At 70.4% G+C, this 21784-nt stretch carries 19 protein-coding genes; 6 read left to right on the top strand and 13 right to left on the bottom strand.

The genetic code is table 11. The features are described 5' to 3' along the window. Position 1 precedes the first annotated feature (1 nt). A complete protein-coding gene (locus RFN52_RS23330) occupies positions 2–517 on the top strand; it encodes a DinB family protein (protein WP_184848731.1) in 516 nt (171 codons plus the stop codon). 9 nt (positions 518–526) lie between these two features. On the opposite strand, the gene RFN52_RS23325 is transcribed toward RFN52_RS23330, so the two are convergent. Then, positions 527–637, bottom strand: a complete 111-nt coding sequence (locus tag RFN52_RS23325; RefSeq protein WP_229856558.1) for a DUF397 domain-containing protein — start codon at positions 635–637, stop codon at positions 527–529. Beyond that, a complete protein-coding gene (locus RFN52_RS23320; protein ID WP_184848729.1) occupies positions 585–1535 on the bottom strand; it encodes a helix-turn-helix domain-containing protein in 951 nt (316 codons plus the stop codon). Before RFN52_RS23320 ends, RFN52_RS23325 begins: the two co-directional genes overlap by 53 nt. A gap of 104 nt (positions 1536–1639) precedes the next feature. Between RFN52_RS23320 and RFN52_RS23315 the strand changes: the two genes are divergently transcribed. Next, a complete protein-coding gene (locus tag RFN52_RS23315) occupies positions 1640–2293 on the top strand; it encodes a DUF7848 domain-containing protein (protein WP_184848727.1) in 654 nt (217 codons plus the stop codon). On the opposite strand, the gene RFN52_RS23310 is transcribed toward RFN52_RS23315, so the two are convergent. Further along, positions 2260–3327 (bottom strand): ferritin-like domain-containing protein, encoded by a 1068-nt coding sequence (locus RFN52_RS23310; RefSeq protein WP_184848725.1) that lies wholly within the window; start codon positions 3325–3327, stop codon positions 2260–2262. The two genes, RFN52_RS23315 and RFN52_RS23310, sit on opposite strands and share 34 nt — an antisense overlap. 89 nt (positions 3328–3416) lie before the next feature. Then, positions 3417–5879 (bottom strand): excinuclease ABC subunit UvrA, encoded by a 2463-nt coding sequence (gene uvrA / locus RFN52_RS23305; protein WP_184848723.1) that lies wholly within the window; start codon positions 5877–5879, stop codon positions 3417–3419. Between the two features lie 81 nt (positions 5880–5960). Here uvrA and RFN52_RS23300 point away from each other — a divergent pair, with 81 nt between their 5' ends. The 3 genes from RFN52_RS23300 to RFN52_RS23290 all read left to right on the top strand — a co-directional run bounded on the left by RFN52_RS23300 (position 5961) and on the right by RFN52_RS23290 (position 8830). Beyond that, positions 5961–6737: a MerR family transcriptional regulator gene (locus RFN52_RS23300; protein ID WP_184848721.1), complete on the top strand. Its 777-nt coding sequence runs from the start codon at positions 5961–5963 to the stop codon at positions 6735–6737. Between the two features lie 102 nt (positions 6738–6839). Then, on the top strand, positions 6840–7298 hold the full coding sequence (locus RFN52_RS23295; RefSeq protein ID WP_184848719.1) for a nucleoside deaminase: 459 nt from the start codon (positions 6840–6842) through the stop codon (positions 7296–7298). A 134-nt stretch (positions 7299–7432) separates the two neighbouring features. Continuing rightward, positions 7433–8830, top strand: coding sequence for a condensation domain-containing protein (locus RFN52_RS23290; RefSeq protein ID WP_184848717.1), 1398 nt, complete (start codon positions 7433–7435; stop codon positions 8828–8830). Between the two features lie 21 nt (positions 8831–8851). Here the strand turns inward: RFN52_RS23290 and ccsB are convergent, their stop codons facing one another. The 7 genes from ccsB to hemL all read right to left on the bottom strand — a co-directional run bounded on the left by ccsB (position 8852) and on the right by hemL (position 17350). Beyond that, entirely contained in the window at positions 8852–9931 is a 1080-nt protein-coding gene (gene ccsB / locus RFN52_RS23285) for a c-type cytochrome biogenesis protein CcsB (RefSeq protein ID WP_184848715.1), read from the bottom strand. Next, entirely contained in the window at positions 9928–11670 is a 1743-nt protein-coding gene (gene resB / locus RFN52_RS23280) for a cytochrome c biogenesis protein ResB (protein ID WP_184848713.1), read from the bottom strand. The genes ccsB and resB overlap by 4 nt, the downstream gene beginning before the upstream one ends. 3 nt (positions 11671–11673) lie before the next feature. Further along, positions 11674–12447: a cytochrome c biogenesis CcdA family protein gene (locus tag RFN52_RS23275; protein WP_184848711.1), complete on the bottom strand. Its 774-nt coding sequence runs from the start codon at positions 12445–12447 to the stop codon at positions 11674–11676. Between the two features lie 13 nt (positions 12448–12460). Next, the gene (locus RFN52_RS23270; protein WP_184848710.1) at positions 12461–13108 is read right to left on the bottom strand and encodes a TlpA family protein disulfide reductase; all 648 of its coding nucleotides are present in this window, start codon (positions 13106–13108) and stop codon (positions 12461–12463) included. 66 nt (positions 13109–13174) lie between these two features. Then, a complete protein-coding gene (locus tag RFN52_RS23265) occupies positions 13175–14473 on the bottom strand; it encodes a polysaccharide deacetylase family protein (RefSeq protein WP_184848708.1) in 1299 nt (432 codons plus the stop codon). A gap of 874 nt (positions 14474–15347) precedes the next feature. Then, positions 15348–16037, bottom strand: coding sequence for a histidine phosphatase family protein (locus RFN52_RS23260; RefSeq protein WP_107456063.1), 690 nt, complete (start codon positions 16035–16037; stop codon positions 15348–15350). Next, complete coding sequence (gene hemL / locus RFN52_RS23255; RefSeq protein ID WP_184848706.1) at positions 16034–17350, bottom strand: glutamate-1-semialdehyde 2,1-aminomutase; 1317 nt, start codon at positions 17348–17350, stop codon at positions 16034–16036. The genes RFN52_RS23260 and hemL overlap by 4 nt, the downstream gene beginning before the upstream one ends. 509 nt (positions 17351–17859) lie before the next feature. Here hemL and RFN52_RS23250 point away from each other — a divergent pair. Continuing rightward, positions 17860–18297 carry a hypothetical protein gene (locus tag RFN52_RS23250; protein ID WP_003974483.1) on the top strand — a complete coding sequence of 146 codons (438 nt, stop codon included), beginning with the start codon at positions 17860–17862 and terminating at the stop codon, positions 18295–18297. A 270-nt stretch (positions 18298–18567) separates the two neighbouring features. Here RFN52_RS23250 and RFN52_RS23245 read toward each other — a convergent pair whose 3' ends face one another. Further along, on the bottom strand, positions 18568–19833 hold the full coding sequence (locus tag RFN52_RS23245; RefSeq protein ID WP_184848704.1) for a DUF418 domain-containing protein: 1266 nt from the start codon (positions 19831–19833) through the stop codon (positions 18568–18570). A gap of 478 nt (positions 19834–20311) precedes the next feature. Continuing rightward, positions 20312–21595, bottom strand: a complete 1284-nt coding sequence (locus RFN52_RS23240; RefSeq protein ID WP_184848702.1) for an NAD(P)/FAD-dependent oxidoreductase — start codon at positions 21593–21595, stop codon at positions 20312–20314. Positions 21596–21784 lie beyond the last annotated feature (189 nt).

Here is a 21784-nt window from a genome sequence, read left to right as displayed (position 1 = left end):
GATGACTCAAAGAACCGATACGCCTCCCGCATGGGACGAGCGTACGCAGCTGGTCACCTTCCTGGACTACGCCCGGGACACCGCGCTGGCCAAGTGCGAGGGCGTGTCAGCCGAAGACGCCCGCAAGGCCCCGCTCCCGAGTTCGCCGCTGATGACGTTGTGCGGGCTGATCAGCCATCTGCGTTGGGTCGAGCACTACTGGTTCGAGGTGATGTTCCTGGGCGAGGAGCCCGTGGGGCCGCTCACCGAGGCGACCGACGATGATCCCGACCCCGAGATGCGGACGGCGGTCGACATCCCGTTGCCCCGGCTTCTCGTCGAGTACCAGGAGCAGAGCGCCCGTTACCGCCGCCTGGTGTCCGAGCACGACCTGAACTCAACGGCCAAGCGTCCCATCAGCGATGGCCGCCATGTCGACCTCCGCTGGGTGATCCTCCACCTCATCGAGGAGACGTCCCGCCACAACGGCCACCTCGACGTCGTGCGTGAGCTTGTCGACGGGCGGACCGGCGTCTGAGACCGGCAATCAGAGGGCGTCGGTGAACGCCGCCCAGGCAGACCGGCTTACGAGCAGGACCGGCCCGTCAGGGTTCTTGCTGTCGCGGACGGGGACGGTTTCGGGGTAACCGGGGGCTATTTCTATGCAGTTGCCGCCGTTGGCGTCGCTGTAGCTGCTCCTGATCCAGGTCAGCGAGTTCCCGTCCATGATGCGCGTACCTCTCCATCGTTTCGTGGATCAGATCGGCGGACTGGGGAGCTGACAGGGCGTCCGCCCTGAGCACATCATAAGTGTGGCTGTGGCGCGCGAAGAGGGCCGGATCGTCGTTGAAATGGCCGCGATCCAGCGATTCCGAGTAGACCCAGTCGTGCCCGTCGGGCAGCTTGATCAGCGACATGGAACCACTGGGCCGGAACAGGCCGAGGCGTGAGGCAGGGGCGACCTGGATCCGGATGTTGGGCCGCCGTCCGACGTTGAGCAAGTGCGCGCACTGGTCCCTCATCACGGCCGGACCGCCGATCATGTTGCGCAGGCAGCTCTCGTCGAGAACGACGATGTACAGCGGGCCGCCCTCCGCCAGGAAACGCTGCTGGCGACTCAGTCGCGCGCGCACGCGCTCCTCCAGCTCCTCGCCGCTCACCAGCAGGGAGAACAGCGACTGCGCATAATCCGCCGTCTGCAACAGGCCCGGCATCACCCGCTCCTGGTACTCCCGGAGGGAGACGGCCACCTCGTCCATCTCTGCCCGCCGCCGGAACCAGTCCGGATGCTCCACCTGCGGATACCAGTCGATCCGCGCCCACAGCCGCGCCAACACCCCACCTGTGCCCAACAGTTCGTCACAGGTCTTGGCGAACGTGTCCTGCGGAACCCTCGTACCGCCCTCGACCCGCGCCACGTGCGACCGGTCGCACGGGATCTGTCGGGCCAGACCCTCCTGCGTGAGCAGCGCGGCCTCGCGGAAGTGCCGCAGCACCTCACCGAACACGGCGGCCGTGCTCGCCCCCGAGTCCGCTCCGCCGTTCCGTCGGCTCAAGGCTCCCCCTCCGTGACAGTCCACCGGTGTCACACGCCAAGCATTGAACCGGACTGTTCCCGTGCGCAACGCTCGATACACCCAGAGTGACGGAGGTGCGCGGAATGGAACCGGGAACGCTCGTCTACGACCCGCAGACGTGCAAGGTCGGCGAGTACCAGGACAGGACCGGCCCGTACGTGATGCTGCGCCCGGTCGGCGGCGGCCGGGAATGGCAGGCGGACCCGGCGAGGATCCGGGAGGCGACACCGGAGGAGCGGCTGAGCGCGGGCGTGCGTGCGCTCAACGACCGTTCCAGGGAGGGCCTGTCGGCCGATCCGACCCGGCCGCCCTCCCCGGTGCCCGGGTGCGCGGCCTGCGAGGAACTGGCGCTGCGGCGGGACCGCGCACGCGCGGCGTTCGACGGCAGTGCGGTGACGGACGCGAACGTGCTGCTGCGCCAGCACCAACGCGCGGAGCACGGTGGGGAGTCGACGGGACGCAGGATCTTCCGGTACGTGCCGTACACGATCGTGCAGGACGCGTCGGCGCTGCCCGAGTACGAGGCGTACTGCGTCTCCGGCGAGGAGCGGGACTGCGGGGCGGGTTCGGGCCGGTGTCAGGGGCCCGGCGAGGTGGAGGAGTGGCAGCGCAGGCACACCCAGGAGACGAGGCACCTGCGCTACCGCCGCAGCTTCGCGGACTACGCCGTGCTCCAACAGGTCACGGCGCCGTCAGTCAGCGATCAAGGCTCTACATATCGGAATTCCGGGCCATAAGTCTTGTCGCTGCCGTCGGGCAGTGCGCGCTGCATCAGGAGCTGAGAGGGCTCGACGAGCATGCGCATCCTGGTCACCGCGGCCGCGAGCCTGCTCTGCATCGTGGCCGTCGTGGTGGCCTCCCAGGCGTCTTCCAGGAACTTGAGCATCGCGCTGTACTGGAGATTGACCTCCACCAGCCGCTGCCTCGTCTCGTCGTCCGGCGCGGGCAGGCCTCCGGCTTCCCAGCCGCCTGCCGGAACCTTCCCCATGGGGAGGACGGAGGGCATGGGTATGGCGTCTCCGAGGAATTCCCACCGGTCGGGGTTCTGAGAGGTCCTGATCAGCTTGCGGCCGTGGAAGAGTTCGCGGAAGACATAGAAGTGGGCGAGTTCCCCCTGCTCTCCTGGGTGCGGATTCTCCGGCGAGGCCGCCGTGCCCTCACCCTGCTCCTTGATGATGCCGATGGCCTTCTCGACGCCGGCGAGCCAGGTGATCTCCAGAACGTCGTTGCCCTCGCCGTGGTGCGACATGAGCCGGCGTATCTGCCGGGTGCCGGTGATCAGCTGCGGATGCTGCCGGAACGCCTCGCCGATCGCCGAGTAGAAGGCCCCGATGGACGTGTGCCCGCTGCTCTCCACCGTGACCGGGTCGTCCGGCTCCTCGATGCGGGAGAACAGATCCAGGGAATCCTTGGTCAGCCCGCTCAGGAAGACGGTCAGGTCCGGGCGCACGCCCCCGGGCAGCGGGCCGGGGTATTTCGGTGCCGTCTGGGCGTCGGCGAGGCGGGGCATGCCACCGATGGTCGTCAGCAGATTTCCGGCGAGCCCCAGATGCGACATCTCGTCGAATACGACGCGGCGAATGGCCTGGGCCACGTCGGATTCCTGATCCTCGATGGACCACAGGGCGCACAGATACGGCGGAAGCGTCGAGAGTTCCAGCATGACGGCCTGCTGCAGTGCGTCCTTCAACCATTCGGCATCACGCTGATCTTCGCGCGCGTCCATCAATTCGACGATTCTGCTGCTCTGATAGTTGACGAATGTCGCCATAGGAAGTCACTTCCCCGCCGTGCTCGTGCACCATCAGAAGGCGCATCTGAGTTTCGCCTTTTCGACGCGAATCCCCGATGTTCACGAGCCTACGACGCACCCGTACCGGGCGCAGCCCATCCGGTCCCCTCCGCCATCACCCGCCCCCCGCCCGCCCCGCCGACCGGCCCGAGGTCGATCAGCCAGTCGGAGGCCCGCATGACGTCCGTGTTGTGCTCGATGGTGATGACGGAGTGGCCCGCGTCCACCAGCCGTTGCAGGGCGTCCAGCAGCCGGGCCGTGTCCGCGGCGTGCAGGCCCGTCGTCGGTTCGTCGAGGACGTACAGCGTGCGCTCGCTCGCCCTGCGGCCCAACTCCTTCGCCAGTTTCAGACGTTGGGCCTCGCCGCCGGACAGCGTGGTGGCGGGCTGGCCCAGCGGGAGGTAGCCGAGGCCCACGTCGGCCATGCGGCGCAGCCGTCCGGCCACGGCGGGCACGTCCCGGAAGACCTCCAGCGCCTCGTCCACCGTCGCCTCCAGCACCTCCGCGATGTCGTGGCCCGCGTACCGGACGGCGAGCACCTCGGGCCGGAAGCGGCGCCCCCGGCAGGCCGGGCAGCGCACCGGGACGGCCGGGAGGAAGTGCATGCGGACCGTCAGCACACCGGCGCCCTCGCAGCGTTCGCAGCGGCCGCCCGGCACGTTGAAGGAGAAGCGGCCCGCGGGCAGCCGTCCGGCCGCCGCGAAGGCCTCCCGGACCGGGGTGAAGACGTCCGAGTAGGTCGCCGCGTTGGAACGGGGCACGCGGCCCACCGGCGCCTGGTCGATGAGGACGGCCTTGGTCAGGTGCTCCCAGCCGTCGATGCCGTCGTGCTCGGCGGGCAGCTCCCCCGCCCCGTGGAAGTGCCGGCGGGCGGCCCGGCCGAGGATGTCCAGCAGCAGGGTCGACTTGCCCGAGCCGGACGGGCCCGTGACCGTCACCAGTCGCCCCAGCGGGATCCGTACGGTGACGTCCTTGAGGTTGTGGGCCCGGGCTCCCCTGATCAGCAGGGCCGCGTCGGCGTCCCCGCGGCCGCGCGACCGGGGTGCCGGGAGGCGGCCCGAGAGGTACGCGCCGGTGACGGAGCCCTCGGCCCGGGCCACCTCCTCCGGCGTGCCCTCGGCGACGATCCGCCCGCCGTCCCGGCCCGCCCCCGGCCCGACGTCGACGACGTGGTCCGCCGCCCGCAGCACCTCCAGGTCGTGCTCGACGACGAGCACGGTGTTGCCCAGGTCGCGCAGGCGGCGCAGGACCCCGATCAGACGGGCGGTGTCCGAGGGGTGCAGGCCGATGGTCGGCTCGTCCAGGACGTAGAGGACGCCGGTCAGGCCGGAGCCGAGCAGGGCGGCCAGCCGCAGTCGCTGGGTCTCGCCGGCGGAGAGGCTGGGTGTGGCCTGGCCCAGGGTGAGGTAGCCGACGCCGACGTCCAGCAGGCGCCGGACCCGCTCCTCCAGGTCGGCGACGACCGGCTCCACGAGCAGCCACTCGTCCCCGCCCGACCGCTCGCGCAGGCCGGTCAGCCACGCGCCGAGGTCGGTCAGCGGCAGCCGGGCGGCCTCGACGACGGTGAGGCCGTGCACGGTCACCGCCCGGGCCCGGGCGCACAGCCGGGTCCCGCCGCACTCCGCGCAGGGCTGCTTCACCAGGCCCTGCCGCTCGGCCCGTTCGCGGTAGTCGGGGTCGTCGGCGCGGTCGTTGTAGCGGCGCAGCAGCGCCGTCGCGACCCCTTCGAAGCGGCCCGCCGTCACGGTCGCCGGTGGCGCGGTGTCGGGGAAGTGCCGCCGGAACTCGGGGCTTTCGACGCCGTGGAGGAGCAAGTCCTGCTGTATGCAGTCGAGCTCGCCGAACGGTGTGTCCGTGTCGAAGGTGAAGCCGTAGTGGGCGGCGGCGGCCCGCAGCACGGGCAGGCTCCAGTCGGTGTACTTCGCGTTCCAGCCCTTCACCGCCCCCTGCGCGACCGGCTTGCCGTCGTCGACCAGGCGCCGCACGTCGGGGCGGATCACCTCGCCCAGGCCGGTGCAGGCCGGGCAGGCTCCGGCGGGCTTGTTGAAGGAGAAGGAACCCATGACCAGTTCGGGCACCGGGGTGGAGCAGTGCGGGCAGGGCCGCTGCTCGGGCTCGGCGTCCTCGTCGGCCTCGGCGCCGTCGGCGTAGGACGGCGGGATGTCTTTGCCGCAGCCGGGGCAGGGCCGGATCCCGATGCGCGACCACAGCAGCCGCAGGTAGGTGAAGACCTCGGTGACCGTGCCGACCGTGGAGCGGGGGCTGCGGTTGGTGAGGTGCTGGTCGACGCTGATGGACGGGGACAGGCCGGTGATCGAGTCGACGGCGGGCTTGCTGACGAAGCCGGTGACCATGCCCAGCGACTCCAGGTACTGCCGCTGGCCCTCCCGGTGGAGGGTGTCGAAGGCGAGGGTGGACTTGCCTGAGCCGGAGAGGCCGGTCAGCACGACCAGCTTGTTCTTCGGCAGGGAGAGGGAGACGTTCTTGAGGTTGTTCAGGCGTGCGCCGGTGACGCGGATGCAGTCGTCCATTCCTTCAAGTCTTCCATTTAAGTGCTGTATTGAGACTTGAGAAGGTTCCACCGGCTGTTTCCTGCCGTAACCTTCAAATCGATGACGAACGACCGCCGCCTTCGCCCCGTCGACCTGGCCCGGCTGGCCGGTGTCTCGGCGCAGCAGATCCGCAACTACGAGGACGCCGGGGTGCTCCCGCCGGCCGCGCGGACCCCGTCCGGCTACCGCGTCTTCGGGGAGGTGCACCGCGGTGCGCTGCTGGCGTACCGGGCGCTGATGCGGGGGTACGGGCCGGTGACGGCGGCGGGGATCATGCGGACCCTGCACGCGGGGGACGTCCCGGGTGCGCTCGCGCTGGTCGACGCCGCGCATGCCGCCCTGCACGAGGAGCGGGTGTCCCTGCGGGCGGCGAGCGAGGCCCTGGAACTGCTGGCTCTGGAACCCCCGGCCCCGCTCCCCCGCTCCGGCGGCCTGCGCATCGGCGAGGTGGCCGTGCTGCTGGGCGTACGGACGTCCGCGCTGCGGGTGTGGGAGGGCGCCGGGCTGCTCACACCGGGGCGCGAGCGCGGGACGGGCTACCGGATCTACGAACCGGCCGATGTGCGCGACGCCCGGCTCGTGCACACCCTGCGCCGCAGCCACTATCTGTTCGACCAGATCAGGCCGGTGCTGGAGGGGCTGCGGCGGGAGGGCGGCAGTGCGGCGCTGCGGGCCGCCGTCGCGGCTCGCGGTGCGGCGCTGACGGCCCGCACCAGAATCATGATCGAGGGCGCGGGCGCGCTGCACGCGTACCTGGACGCCTGCCCCGACGGGCTCACCGCAGCCGGTACGACGGCAGGATCGACAGCGGACGCGCCGGGACCATCAGCCAGGTGATGACGGCCGGCACGGCACCCGTACCGGGGGACCCGAACGCCCTCGGCGCGGCGATGACCGGGGCAGGTTACAGAGCGGCTCACACAGGTCATGGATGAGGCCATGGACCAGGCACAGGCCCGATCGTGGCTCGCCACCGCCGTCGAGGAAGCCCGCACCGGCCTCGCCGAGGGCGGTATCCCCATCGGCGCCGCGCTGTACGGCCCCGACGGCACCCTCCTCGGCCGCGGCCACAACCGCCGTGTCCAGGACGGCGACCCCACGATGCACGCGGAGACAGCGGCCTTCCGGTCGGCGGGACGGCAACGCTCCTACCGGGGTACGACGATGGTGACCACCCTGTCGCCGTGCTGGTACTGCTGCGGACTGGTCCGGCAGTTCGGCATCTCCCGGGTGGTGATCGGCGAGGCGACCACCTTCCGGGGAGGGCACGACTGGCTGGCGCGACACGGCGTGGAGATCGTCCTGCTGGACGACCCCGAGAGCATCGAACTGATGCGCGGCTTCGTCATCGAGCGCCCGGAGCTGTGGCGCGAGGACATCGGCGACCGGGACGGCTGACCCGAACCGCCTCCGGAACGCTCGCCACCCGGGGTGGCATCCGTTCGACTGACCCTTCGAGAGTCCGGTGTGGGGTGTTCACCGCCACGGGCACATCTTGATCGGGACATCCCATCCGCGAACGGAGGCACCTCGTGCGCTTGACGGACATCCGGCACTGTGAGGTACGGCCGGGACGACTCGTGGAGTGGACGCTCGATCCTGGGGCCGCCGGGGCGATGGAGGGCCTCCCGGATGACTCCAGACCCCCGGCCTACATCCAGGAGTCGCACATCAGGACCTCCCGGTCCGTGCGTGAGGACGGATTGTTCGTACCGACCTGGATCGGCGTGTGTTTCGATCTCCCGGGCCGGGCGGAACCGGACGTCCTCCAGGACGCGCTGCACGCCTGGACACTGCGGCACGAGACGCTGCGCAGCGGCTTCGCCTGGTCCGGGCCGCCCGGTGACGAGATCACCCGGTTCACGCTCGGCAGCGAGGACGTGCGGCTGCACCGGGAGCAGGTCGGCGACTTCACGGACGAGGCAGCACTGGCCGAGCATCTCCAGAAGCGGTTCGACACCGTGGCGGACGCACTCCGGTGGCCCAACTTCATCTACGCGGCGGTCCTCCGGGACGACAGCACCAGCGTGTACATGGCCTTCGACCACAGCAACGTCGACGCCTACTCGCTCCAGAACATCCCCGCCGCCCTCCATGAGCTCTACGCGGCGGTCGCGGCGGGCCGCTCACCGCAGCAGGAACCCGTGGCCAGCTACGTCGACTTCTGCCAGGCCGAACGGGCGGACGCGGACAAGCTGGACGAGAACCACGACATCGTGGTCCGCTGGCGGGAGTTCATCAAGAACTGCGGGGGGCAGCTGCCGAACTTCCCGGTCGATCTCGGCCTGGACAACGACGGCGGGCTGCCCCGGCAGAAGGCGCTGTGCGAGCCGCTGGTGGACGCCGACGACGCGGAGGCGTTCGAGGCGTACTGCCGGCCCTACGGCGGCAGCCTGGTCGGCGTGCTGGCGGCCACTGCGCTCATCGTCCTGGAGATCGAGGGGGAGCCCGTCTTCCGCACCGTCGTGCCGTTCCACACCCGGGTGAGGTCCCGGTGGTCGGACTCCGTGGGCTGGTACGTCGGCGGGGCCCCGGTCGAGATCCCGCTGGCGGAGGTCCATGACTTCCACGGAGCCCTGGAGAACGCACACGCCGAGCTGCGCGCCAACCGGCGGCTGGCCCGCACACCCCTGGAGCGGGTGCTCCGGCTGATCGGAACGGACTTCCGCCCCACGTCTCCCGACCTGTACTCCCTGGTCTCCTACCTCGACGCCCGCGACGTCCCCGGCTCCGGGCAGTGGGCCGAGCAGAAGGTCTACGGACTGGTCAGGGTCTCGTACGGCGACCGGGTCTGCGTCTGGGTCAACAGACTCCACGAGGGCCTGTGGTTCGCCTGCCGCTACCCCGACACCGAGATCGCGCACGAGAACCTGTCCCGGTACGCGACCCGGCTGCGGGAGGTGATCACGAGCGTCGCCCGGCAGGGCTGACCGCTGCTGGGAAGGAGCGCGTCACACGCCCGCGTAGGAGTGCTTGCCGGAGACGAAGATGTTCACGCCGTAGTAGTTGAACAGCCAGCAGCCGAAGGCGATGAGGGCCAGGTAGGCGGCCTTGCGGCCCTTCCAGCCGGCGGTGGCGCGGGCGTGCAGGTAGCAGGCGTAGGCGACCCAGGTGATGAAGGACCAGGTCTCCTTCGGGTCCCAGCCCCAGTAGCGGCCCCAGGCGTCGCCGGCCCAGATGGCGCCCGCGATGATCGTGAACGTCCACAGCGGGAAGACGGCCGCGTTGACGCGGTAGGAGAACTTGTCGAGGGAGGCGGAGGAGGGCAGCCGCTCCAGGACGGAGGTCGCGAAGGTGCCGGGCGTGCCGCCGCTCGCGAGCTTGCTCTCGTAGGAGTCCTTGAACAGGTACAGGATCGTGCCGACCGCGCCGACGTAGAAGACCGCGCCGCAGAAGATCGCCGTCGAGACGTGGATGTACAGCCAGTACGAGTGCAGGGCCGGGACCAGCTGGTCGCTGGCGGTGTAGAGGACCGTGACCGCCAGGCCCAGGTCGAGCAGGACCGACGTGATCAGGAACAGGCCGAGCCAGCGCACGTTCTTCTTCAGCGCCAGCAGCCCGAGGTACACGCCGACCGCGACCGTGGAGAACGTGATGTTGAACTCGTACATGTTGCCCCACGGCGCCCGCTCCACCGACAGGGCGCGGGTGAGGACACCGCCCAGCTCGACCAGGAAGGCGAGCACCGTGAGGGAGATGGCGATCCGGCCGTACAGGTCGCCCTGCTCGTCCCCGCCGTGTGCCCCGGGACCGTCCGGCACGTCGCGCCGGCCGGCCACGGCCCGCACGGTGACCTTCGGCCGCTCCAGCACGGCGGTGCCGCCGGCCTGGTTCACGGTGACGGCCGGTGCCTTCTCCGCGCCCTGCTTGCTGGTGAGCGCGGCGGCGGTCCTGGCGACCTTGCTGCGGCTGCCGAAGAGCCATTCGGCGATGTACGCGAAAAAGGCCAGGGTGTAGACGGCCATCGCGGAGTAGATCAGCACATTGCTGATCTGCGCGAGGTTTTCGTTGGTGGCGGCGGCGAGAGTCACTTCTCAGCCCCTTCGGCAGGTACGGGGGTTTCGGTACCCGGCTCCTGGGCGGGGTCGGGGGAATCTGCGGGGGTGTCGGGGTCGGGAGCGCCCGGTGCCTGCTCGTAGAGGTCGCCGGCGAGGTGGCCCAGCTCCTCGGGGACCTTGGCGGACTCGCTGCGGCCGAGGCCGGCCATCTCGACGACGGTGACGCCGTCGGCACCCTTGACCGCGCGCACCCAGACGCGGCGGCGCTGGATGAACAGGGAGGCGGCGAGGCCGCCGATCGCGGCGAGGGCACCGGCGAGGGCCCAGCCGCTGCCGGGCTGCTGGACGACCTGGAAGCCGGCCCACTCCTTGATGTCCTTGCCGAAGGTGACCGAACCGGCGCCGTTCGGGAGCTTCATGGTCTCGCCGGGCTTCAGCAGCTTCTTGAACAGCTTGCCCTGGGAGTCCTTGAACTCCTTCATGTTGGTGCGGTCCATCTGGTACACGCTCTGCGGGATGCCCGAGTCGGCCCCGAGGTCGCCGTGGTAGGCGGACAGCGCGAGCAGCGGATTGTCCAGCGCCGGGAACTGGGACAGCATCGTGCCGCTGGCGTGGCCGCCGAAGGTCGGCACGAAGAAGGCGTTGAAGCCGAGCTGCTCCTTCTTGCCCTGGGCGTTGCGGTAGCCGTCGAGGACCTTGACGACGCCGGAGGAGGTGACGTTGGCGTCCAGCGGCAGCAGCGGTACGGCGTCGTCGAAGACGACCTTGCCCTTGGCGTCGCGGACGGTGATGACCGGCGCGTAGCCGTGGCTGACGAGGTAGACCTTGGAGTCGCCGATCTCCAGCGGGTGGTTGACCTCGACGGTGTCGTTCTCGTCCTTGCCGTAGGCGCCGGAGCTGTAGGTGATGTCGGCCTTGTAGACGCGCGGGGTGCCCTTGTTGGGGCCGGTGCGCTCGTAGGTGCCGGTGAACTTCTTCAGGTTGAAGCTGAACGGCACCAAGTCGTCGGACGTGAAGAGGTTGCCGGACTTGAAGTCGTCGTACTGGGTGAGGGTGTTGGAGAAGCCGTCGCCCTCGACGACGAGCTTGTTGCCCTCGGACTTGAAGAGCTGCCCCCAGGCGAAGGCGATCAGCATCACGATGAGGGCGATGTGGAAGACGAGGTTGCCCAGCTCGCGCAGATAGCCCTTCTCCGCGGCGACGGCGCCCCCGGTGAGGTGGGTGCGGAAGCGGCGCTTCTTCAGCAGGGCCAGGGCGGCCTGGTGGACCTGCTCGGGTTCGGCCGTGGTGCGCCAGGTGGTGTGCGCGGGCAGCCGGTTCAGCCGCCGGGGCGCGCCGGGCGGCAGGCCGCGCAGCTGGCCGACGAACTGCCAGGTGCGGGGCACGATGCAGCCGATGAGGGAGACGAACAGCAGGATGTAGATCGCGGAGAACCACACCGAGCTGTAGACGTGGAACAGCCCGAGCTTGTCGTAGACATCGCCGAGGGTGGGGTTGCCCTTGCGGAAGTCGGCGACCTTCGTCTCGTCCTGGCCGGACTGCGGGATGAGCGAGCCGGGGATCGCGCCGAGGGAGAGCAGCAGGAGCAGCAGGAGCGCGACCCGCATGGAGGTCAGCTGCCGCCAGAACCAGCGGGCCCAGCCGATGACGCCCAGGGCGGGCAGGTTGGGCGCGTCCTCCTTGGGGGCGGTGGACAGCTGGGAGCCGGCGTCGCCCAGCTCCTGGTCCTCGGCGGCGGAGGGGGCCGGGTCGGAGGCGGTGGTCTTGCTCATCGATCAGATCCCCACAGTGAAGCCGTCGGACCAGACCTGCATCTCCTGCACGATGCGGTCCCACGCGCCGGTCAGCAGGAGCAGACCGGTCACGATCATCATGGTGCCGCCGATCCGCATCACCCAGACGTAGTGGCGCTTGATCCAGCCGAAGGCTCCGAGGGCCTTGCGGAAGGCGACCGCGGCGAGCACGAAGGGCACGCCCAGGCCCAGACAGTACGCGATGGTCAGGACGGCACCGCGTCCGGCGCTGCCCTGGTCGGAGGAGAGAGCCAGCACGGAGGCGAGGGTGGGGCCGATGCAGGGCGTCCAGCCGATCCCGAACAGCGCGCCGAGCACGGGCGCGCCGACCAGCCCGGCCACGGGCCGCCGGTGGAAGCGGAACTCCCGCTGGGTGAGCCAGGGCATCAGGCCCATGAAGAAGACGCCCATGAGGATCATGAGGACGCCGAGCACCTTGGACAGGACGCCCTGCTGTTCCTGGAGCGTCTGTCCGAAGTAGCCGAACAGCGCCCCGGTGGAGACGAACACGGCGGTGAAGCCGAGCACGAACAGGGAGGCGCCCGCGACCATCCGGCCGCGCCGGGCCTCGGCGAGGTCGGTGCCGGCGACCCCCGTCACGTAGGACAGGTAACCGGGCACCAGCGGCAGGACGCACGGCGAGAAGAAGGAGACGAGTCCGCCGAGCAGCGCGATCGGCAGAGCCACCAGCAGGGCGCCGTTGAGCACCGTGCCGTTGGGGTCCGCCACCGCGGCGAGCGTGGTGACTGCGCTCACGTCGCTGCTCCGCTCACTTCTCGTCGACGACGGGCTTGAGCATCTTCAGCAGCCGTTCCTCGCTGAGCGCGGAGAGCGAACGGGCCGCGATCTTGCCGTTCCGGTCGAGGATGAGCGTGGACGGGATCGCCTGCGGGTTGAGCGTGCCCTTCTTGAAGCGCAGCAGCAGCTTGCCGGTCGGGTCGTAGAGGCTGGGGTAGGTGATGCCCCAGTCCTTCTCGAAGGCGAGGGCGGCGCCGGTGGAGGTGTCGCGGGTGTTGATGCCGACGAACTGCACGCCCTTGCCCGCGTACTCCTTGGAGACCTTCGCGAAGTACTTGGCCTCGGCGCGGCAGGGGTTGCACCAGGAACCCCACACGTTGAGGACGACGACCTTGCCCTTGTAGTCGGCGACGTCGAGGGTCTTGCCCGCGATGGTCTTGCCGGACAGGTCGGGCGCGGGGGTGCGCTCGCCCTTGGCGGCCGTGGCGATGCCGTCGGTGCCGGTGACGAAGTTGGTGTTGCCGCCCCCGCCCGAGGTGCCGCCGGAGCCGCACGCGGAGACGAGCAGCGCGGTCGCGGCGAGACCCGCGGCCAGGGCGGCGCTGCGGCGGACACGGCGGGTGCGCTCGGTGGCACGGGTCGTGCGGTTCGAACGCTGGGGGGCGCTGTCGGCACTCATGTGAAAAGTTTCGCATGCCCGTTCTGGGGGTCTCGCCCACCCCCCTTGCGGGCGGAAAACCGCATTTCAGGCGGCGTTCCGCGAGGCCTCTCCGCTGGGCGTGGAGGCCTGGCTCGTGAACTCCCGCCAGCCACCGGCCGGCTGCTGCCCGACCCCGAGGGTGCGGAGCTTGTCGAGCACCTCGGGCTTCTGCACGTCCAGCCAGTCGGTGAACTGCCGGAAGGAGACGAGACGCACATCCGCGCCCTTCTCCTTCTCCCGGGCGATGTGCTTGAAGGCCTCCTCGACGGCGTCCATGTAGATGCCGCCGTTCCACTGCTCGAAGTGGTTGCCGATGAAGAAGGGTGCCCGGTTTGTCTCGTATGCCCGCTTGAATCCCTGGATGTACGCCTGGGCCGACTGCCTCCGCCAGCCCGGGTAGTTGTGGGCGGGTGCCTTCGTGGTCGCGAGGGACTGGTTGGCCAGCATGTTGTAGTCCATCGACAGGACCTCGAAGCCGCGGCCGGGGAAAGGTATCTGCTGGAGGGGCAGGTCCCAGATGCCCTGGCGCTTGGCGGGCCAGACCTGGAGGCCGCCGGGCGAGGAGGCGTCGTAGCGCCAGCCGAGCTCGCGGGCGGTGGGCAGCAGGTTGTCCTGGCCGAGCAGGCAGGGCGTACGGCCGCCGACGAGCTCCTTGTCGTAGTCGAACGGCAGCGACGGCAGGTCGGTCCAGCCGGTGTTGGTGCGCCACTCCTTGACGAAGGACTTCGCCTGGTCGATCTCGCTGCGCCACTGCCGGGGCGTCCAGTTCTTGACCGAGCCGTGGGACTCGCCGCAGAAGTGCCCGTTGAAGTGGGTGCCGATCTCGTGGCCCTCCAGCCATGCCCGGCGGACGTTCTTCAGCGTGTCCTTGACGTGCTCGTCTGTGAGGTAGCCGATGTCGGAGGCGCCGCGCGGGTTGTTCGGGGGGTTGTAGAGGCGCTTCTTCGACTCGGGCAGCAGGTACAGCCCGGACAGGAAGAAGGTCATGCCGGCGCCGTGCTCCTTGGCGAGATCCAGGAAGCGCGGGAAGAGGCCGTTGCCGACCTCGCCGGCGCCGTCCCAGGAGAACACGACGAACTGGGGCGGGGTCTGCCCCGGCTCCAGCGGCTCGGGCCCCGCGGGCTGGCGGGGCTGTTTGCCGGTGTGGGCGGTGGAGCCGTCGCCGATGGGCCGGGCAGTGGGCTCGGGCTTCGGCTTCGACCCGCCCTGTGCGGAGGCGCCGCCGGAACCGTCGGCATGGCCGGAGTCGTCCGAGCCCGTGAGTCCGCCGCATCCGGCGAGCGAGACGGCGGCGGCGGCTCCCGCGCCGAGTCCGAGCATTCCCCTGCGGGAGAGAGCGCGCATGGCATCCCCGATTCGTCACGTCGTGCTGGTCACCCAGTCAGAGGACGTGAAGAACAGGGAGGTTCCGCTTAATTGCGCAGATTCCGTAACGAAGCAGTCGTAAGCGTTCAGAAGCGGGCGAACGCAGAGCGCCCACGGGGCCCTGCCGAACGCCCACGGGGCCCTGCCGAACGCCCACGGGGCCCGGCTGAACAGGCCGGGCTTCGCGACCTAACCGGGAGGGGAGGACCGGCCCCGGCGGACGGCTCGGGCCCGGGCGCGAGCCGCCGGGGCCGTGCTTCCCCCGGGGCCGGACGGACCGTTCCCGCGCCGCCTGTCCGCGGCAGCGGCAGCGCGTGCGGCTGGCCGCCGCCGACCAACTCCCCCGCACCCTTGCGCACGCGCGCCAGTCCCTGGCAGGAGCCACGGACACACCGACGCCCCGCCGACCACACACGGCCACGGGCCGCTCCCGGCCGTTGCCCGCCGTCTCGGCCCGGTGCCAGCCCGCACGGGCCCGAGCCGGGCGGACCGGTTCCAGCGCCGCCCCGCCTGTGACAGCGCGCGACTGCTCGCCGCCGACCACGAACCTCCGCTCCCGACCGCAGGCCCTCGACGGCCCGGGCACCAGGACCGGGCCGGTCGCGGCCGAGGACACGCGGACCCGCGCCGGTCCATGACGGGAGCCGAGGACCCACGTACGCCCCGCAGGGACACGCGCCGCCGGCCGCTCCCGGCCGTTGCCCGCCGTCGGGTCGGGAGCCGGGTGACCCGCGGGGCGCCCGCTCACCCGGGGGGCAAGGGACCGCCGCTGGGCCTCGCGCCCGCCAGGGTGGCCGGACGCGCGCGCCCCGGGCAGGCGCGCTCGTCCACACCCTGTCGGCTTGTTCCGCGTCTACGCTCCGAACGCCTTGTCCTGGCCCTTCACCGGCTTCGCGCCGGCGAGGAGGTGGGCCGGGACGAGGTCGCGGGCCGGCTCGGTGTAGCCGACGGAGACGATCCGGTCGCCCTGGTACGTGAAGGTCGTCAGCGAGGCGAGCGTGCACTGGCGCCTGCGCGGGTCGTGCCAGAGGCGGCGGCGTTCGACGTAGGACCGGACGATCCAGATGGGCAGCTGGTGGCTGACCACGACCGCCTCGTGCCCGCGGGCCTTGTCCTTCGCCGCGCTCAGCGCGCTCATCATGCGGACGACCTGGTCCACGTACGGCTCGCCCCAGGACGGCCGGAACGGATTGACCAGGTGCTTCCAGTTCCCGGGCTTGCGCAGCGCCCCGTCCCCGACGCCGAACGTCTTGCCCTGGAAGATGTTGTCGGCCTCGATCAGCCGCTCGTCCGTGGCGAGACCGAGCCCGTGCGCCTTGGCGATCGGCTCGGCCGTCTCCTGTGCCCGCTCCAGCGGCGAGGCGACGACGTGCGTCACATCGCGGCCGGACAGGTGCTCCGCGACCCGGTCGGCCATCCGGCGGCCCAGGTCGGACAGGTGGTAGCCGGGGAGGCGGCCGTAGAGGATGCCGTCCGGGTTGGCGACCTCGCCGTGCCGCATGAGGTGGACGACGGTGATGTCCTGGTCCGTCACGTCGCTCATGCCGTCGCCTCCGCCGCCGCCCGGGCCGCCGCCGGAAGGGCGTCGGCGATCCGCTGCACGGCCCGCTCGTCGTGCGCGGTGGACACGAACCAGGACTCGAAGGAGGACGGCGGCAGGTAGACGCCGTCGGCGAGCAGCGAGTGGAAGAACGCCGTGAAGCGGAAGGACTCCTGCGTCTTGGCGTCCTCGTAGTTCCGCACGGGCCGGTCGGTGAAGAACACCGAGAACATGTTGGAGGCGGTCTGCAGCCGGTGCGCGACGCCCTCCTTGGTCAGGGCCCCGGTGACGAGCCCCTGGATCTCCTTCGACACGGCGTCGACCTTGGCGTACGCGGCGTCGTCGAGGAGCCGCAGCTGGGCGAGCCCGGCGGCGGTGGCGACGGGGTTACCGGAGAGGGTGCCGGCCTGGTAGACGGGCCCGGCCGGGGCGAGGTGGGCCATCACGTCCGCGCGCCCGCCGAAGGCCGCGGCCGGGAAGCCGCCGCCCATGACCTTGCCGAAGGTCATCAGGTCGGGGACGACGCCGTCGACCCCGAACCACCCGGCGCGGCTGGTCCGGAAGCCGGTCATGACCTCGTCGGAGACGTAGAGGGCGCCGTTCTCGGAGCAGATGTCCTTCAGGCCCTGGTTGAAGCCCTCGGCGGGCGGGACGACGCCCATGTTGCCCGGGGAGGCCTCGGTGATCACGCAGGCGATCTCGCCCGGGTGCGCCCGGAAGGCCTCGCGCACGGCGTCCAGGTCGTTGTAGGGCAGGACGATGGTGTCGCCGGCCTGGGCGCCGGTGACGCCCGGGGTGTCGGGCAGCGCGAAGGTGGCGACACCGCTGCCGGCCGCGGCGAGCAGCGAGTCGACGTGCCCGTGGTAGCACCCGGCGAACTTGACCACCTTGGTGCGCTGCGTGAAGCCGCGGGCGAGGCGGATCGCGGACATGGTCGCCTCGGTGCCGCTGGAGACGAGCCGCACCTGCTCCAGCGGCGCGACCCGGGCGGTCATCTCCTCGGCGAGCGCGACCTCGCCCTCACCGGGCGTGCCGAAGGACGTGCCGCGGGAGACGGCGTCCTGCACGGCGGCGATGACCTCGGGGTGGGAGTGCCCGAGGATCATGGGTCCCCAGGAGCAGACGAGGTCGACGTACTCCCTGCCGTCGGCGTCGGTCAGATAGGGGCCGGTGCCGGACACCATGAACCGCGGAGTGCCGCCGACGGCTCGGAAGGCCCGCACCGGGGAGTTCACGCCGCCGGGCGTGACGGCCGCCGCGCGGTCGAACAGAGCCTGCGAGGCCGGTGCTTCATACGGATATGCCAGTTCACTCATGACCTGCGACTTCTCCGACCTTCTCCGACGCTGTCGGGCTCCGGGTGCCAGTGACCTGTTCAGGGTAGGCCAGGGGCGCGGAAGGGCGGGGCATGGGACAACCCGCCCCCAGGTCCCCGTCGTCTGCGAGACTGGACCCTGATACCCACAGCTCAAACGCCCCGGGGTGGTCGGAGGCTGCGGAGATCCTGCGGCCAGATGTTTCGGCGTACGTTTCGGCGGGCGGCCGTGGGGGAGGTCACTGACACGATGATCGGGTTGCGCGGCGGGGGCGACGCGTCCTAGAAAAGCAGTCGGGTGGAGATATGCATCGCGGTGGCGGACTGGGCGAGGGGACTGATGGCCTGGGTCCTCGACGTGCCCGGCGGGGAAGGCACCGGCGCGAGGCGGAGGACGCTCAGGAACCGCGTCAGACACAGGGTGCACCGAGTGAACCGGAGCGGGCCGCCGGACGTACTGAACGTCAGGTCGACGATCTTCGGGCCGGGAGCAGCGGGAATGGTGGTCGGGTGGGGGTGACGTACAAGTACTTCGGTGCGCCCGACGGCGCGACCGCGGCCCGCGTCCCGATCTCGATGCGCCCCGAGGAGCTCGGCGGCGACGAGCTCGGCATGAACGGCATGTTCACGAAGATCAAGCCGGAGACGATGGCGGCCATGGTCCTCACGGGCATCGAGGGCGTCCCCCTGCACAAGGTCCCGCCCCTGGAACTGGTCGTCCTGCACCCCGACTACGCGGTGGTCAAGCTCCCCATGACGGTCGTCGACCCGCTGCGCGGCATCGGCGAGGAGGCCGTGGGCGCGGCGGCCTTCATCTGGTCGACGGTCCCGGACCGCGGCGGCCCCCGGGACGCGTTCAACGTGTACCAGCTGCTGCACGAGTGGCAGGACTTCTCGCATCGGCTGCATGAGGCGGGGCATCAGCCTTATTGCTTGGTGTGGCCCTGAGCTGGGGTTTCGTAGGAGTCGGGCGGGGTCTTCGGGCCTCGCCCTTTTGCGTGCCGGGGAGGGGCCGTCAGGCGGCCAGGGCACATTGAGGGCACATTGATTTTGCTGGCGGGCGTAACCAGCCTGCACGTGGGACTTGCGGCCCACGGTGCACCCTTTCGGCGACGATCCAGACTTCCGGGTGGAAGCTTGGAGGAACTATGGGCTTGCTGGATCCATGAGCGGTCCAGGCCGGGGTGGGACGTCGCGGCGAGCCACCCCGGTCCGGAGTCATCGGATGTGCTTCGCCGGCTTGGTGGCGGCGTTGAGCAGGTACTCCAGGGGGCCCCGGCGGAAGAAGCGGGACCAGGTCGCTGCGAACACGATCGCCCCGAGGACGAACATGAGCAGCGGCACCCAGGACTGCTGGGTGCTGGTCCCGCCGGGCATGGACAGCATGGACTGTGCGACGAAGTGGCCGACGTAGGCCGTCAGAGACATGGTGCCCACGGCGATGACCGGTTTGGCCAGGCGGCGCAGTCGCGGCAGGCGGTCCATCGCCACCGTTGCGCCCACGATCACGAGGATCGCGACTCCCACGCTACCGATGATGTCGAACGTGGTGCCGCTGTGCGGCCCGGCCGTCAAGAGCATCGATGCCTGGGGCTCGAACGACCCGCCGTCGGGGGGCATCGGCCCGGAGCCACCGGACATCGAGCCGGAGCTGCCGGACGACCCTCCGCCTTCCGCCAAGCTGTCCAACGCGTCCTTGCCGGCCAGCAGCAAGGACATGCCGTACGCGGCCGCGGTGAGGGCCAAGCCGAGCGCGGCCAGGCGCCACTGGAGGGCGGTCTGGGACAGGTCAAGGCGGGCCAGGGCCATCCCGGCGACCACGAACGACATCCACGTGATCGTCGGGTAGAAGCCGGTGAACAGGAGATCGAGCACTCCCACGTCGCTGAGGCGGTGCAGCGGGTCGTAGGCGTTGATGCTCTTCCGGACCGGCTCCGTCAGCAGTGAGTTCAGGGCGAACGACAGCTGTGGTGTGACGAGGGCGAGGGTGGCCGCGATGATCGCGAGCGTCTTGGCCCGCAGTCGCACCAGGGGCAGGGCCAGCAGGAAGTAGACCCCGTAGAAGCCGAGGATGATCACTCCCCCGTATTCCATCGCCATCGCGGTGCCCAGCGCCAGCAGGACCACGGCGCGGATCGCGATCCTGGCCTTCGCCTGCCGTCCGGCGAGGCCGGTCTTCGGTTCCCGGCGGCCGGCGAGCAGCATCAGTGAGAACCCGGCGAGGGTGGCGAACAGGATCGACGAGTGGCCGTCCGCCATGTACCGGACCCAGCTGGCGACGCCGTCCGTGGCCGACAGTGGGGGACCGATGTGCACGACGTACATGCCGAACACTGCCAGCGCGCGGGCCAGGTCCACCCCGACGAGGCGTCCCATCGAAGGACCGGGCGAGGCCGGCACGGCGGACTCGGGAGAGGTTCGGGGCTGCGGAGGCGAGTTCTCCTGCGGAGCTGACGTCTCCTGCAGCGGCTGCGACTTGGTCATACGGAGAATCTCGCGTTGCCGCCGGGTGGCGGACCATCCGGCAGGCTTCGGTATCGGCCCCGCCGACCGGCGGGTACCGCCCCGCCGACCGGCGGAGTCTCGTCCCCACCGGCCCGGCGTGACCGGACGGCGGTCTTCTCCCGCCACTGGGCGGGGGTGGGCTCGACAGTCGCCGGATGGGCGGGAGGCAGCCGGGCTTCCAGGCTGGAGGCATGACACACAGTGCGCGACACAAGGAGCGCGACCCTCAGCCGCGTATCCGCTTCCTGCACCGGCCGCGCAATCACTTTCGCGCCCCTCATTCAGAACGGAGAGTCTTGATGACCGAGTCGGACGGCGGCGCGACCGAGGCCGAGGGCCGGAGGATCGCCGTACTCGGAGAGATGCTGGAACTGGAGCGCCGCGTCCCGACCTTGCGGGGCCTTCCGCGGCTGGGGAGGGAAAGGGCCACGCAGTACGGCATGCTGTCGGCAACGGTTCAGCGCAGCTTGTCCTTGGCCTGGTAGTAGGCGCCGCCGAACGGCAGGAACCAGGCGGTGCCGTTGTAGAAGGGGACGGGGACCTTGGGGAAGCCGAGGCCGCGCAGGGGGTTGGCCTCGGGGCGGCCGTCCATCATCTCGGCGACCGCGCGGCCCATATAGGTGGCCATCTGGACGCCGTGGCCGCAGTAACCCATGGCGTAGTAGAGGCCGTTGACCTCGCCCGCGTGCGGGATGCGGTCCCAGGAGAAGCCGACCCGGCCGCCCCACAGGTAGTCGATCCGTACCCCCGCGAGCTGCGGGAAGCTCGCCGTCATGTCCCGTTTCAGGATGTCTCCGCTCTTGACGTCGGAGGCCGGGTTCGAAGGGGTGAAGGCTGCCCGGCCGCCGAAGGCGAGGCGGTTGTCGGGCGTGAGGCGGATGTAGTGGCCGATGTTCTTGGAGTCGACGACCAGGCGGCCGTTCGGGATCAGGGCCTTGGCGCGCTCCTCGCCGAGCGGTTCGGTGACGATGATGAAGCTGCCGACGTTGATGAGCCGCTTGCGAAACCAGGGCAGCGATCTGTCGGTGTAGGCGTCGGTCGCGGCCATCACCTGCTTGGCACGGATGCTGCCGTGCAGCGTCTCGACCACGAAGCCGCCACCGGGGAGACGGGTGAGGCCGGTGGCCGCGTTGCGTTCGTGGATCTCGGCGCCGGCGCGTTCGGCGGCCTCGGCCAGGCCGTGGACGTACTTGCCGACGTGCAGGGCGGCGCTGTCCGGGTCGAGCAGGGCGCCGTGGTAGAAGTCCGAGCTGAGCTCCGACTTCAGCTCGCCGCGGGTGAGGAGCTGTGTCTCGTGCCCGAAGTTCTCTGCCAAGTCCCGCTGTTTCGACCGCATCGCCTCGAAGTGCCGCGGCTTGGCGGCGACGGCGAGGCGTCCGGCGCGGTGGAAATCGCAGTCGATCTCTTCCGTCCGCGTGATCTCCTCTACGGCGTCGACCGCGTCGCGGAAGGCGTCGTACAGCTCGCGGGCGCGCTGCTGGCCGTAGCGCTTACGGGCTTCTGCGGTGCTGATGGTGATGCCCTGGGTGCACATGCTGCCGTTGCGGCCGGAGGCGCCCGAGCCCACCTTGTCCTTCTCGACGAGGATGACGCGGGCGCCCTTGCGGGCGGCGTGGTAGGCGGTGGACAGGCCGGTGAGGCCGCCGCCGATCACCACCACGTCCGCCTCGTCGGGCATGTCCTTCCCTGAACGGTCGGGCAGGGCGGGGGCTGTGTCGAGCCAGTAGGGGATCTGCTTCATGGCGTGCGTCCTGTCGTGTTCTCTGTCCTGTGGCCTTGCCGGCCTCGTCAGCCTTGTCGGCGGGCTCGGAGGTCTGCCGGTCCGGCTGTGGGCGCCCGTCTGCGGGGTGGTGCTGACCCAGTCGGACTCGACGCCCATGTCTCGACGTGCTCGGCGATCAGGTCGTTGTCGGTGGTGGAGAGTGCGTGT

The organism is Streptomyces collinus (genome assembly GCF_031348265.1).
Classification (GTDB): domain Bacteria; phylum Actinomycetota; class Actinomycetes; order Streptomycetales; family Streptomycetaceae; genus Streptomyces; species Streptomyces collinus.
The sequence above is the reverse complement of the archived record's forward strand: the minus strand, read 5'-3'. Positions and strand labels throughout refer to the sequence as shown.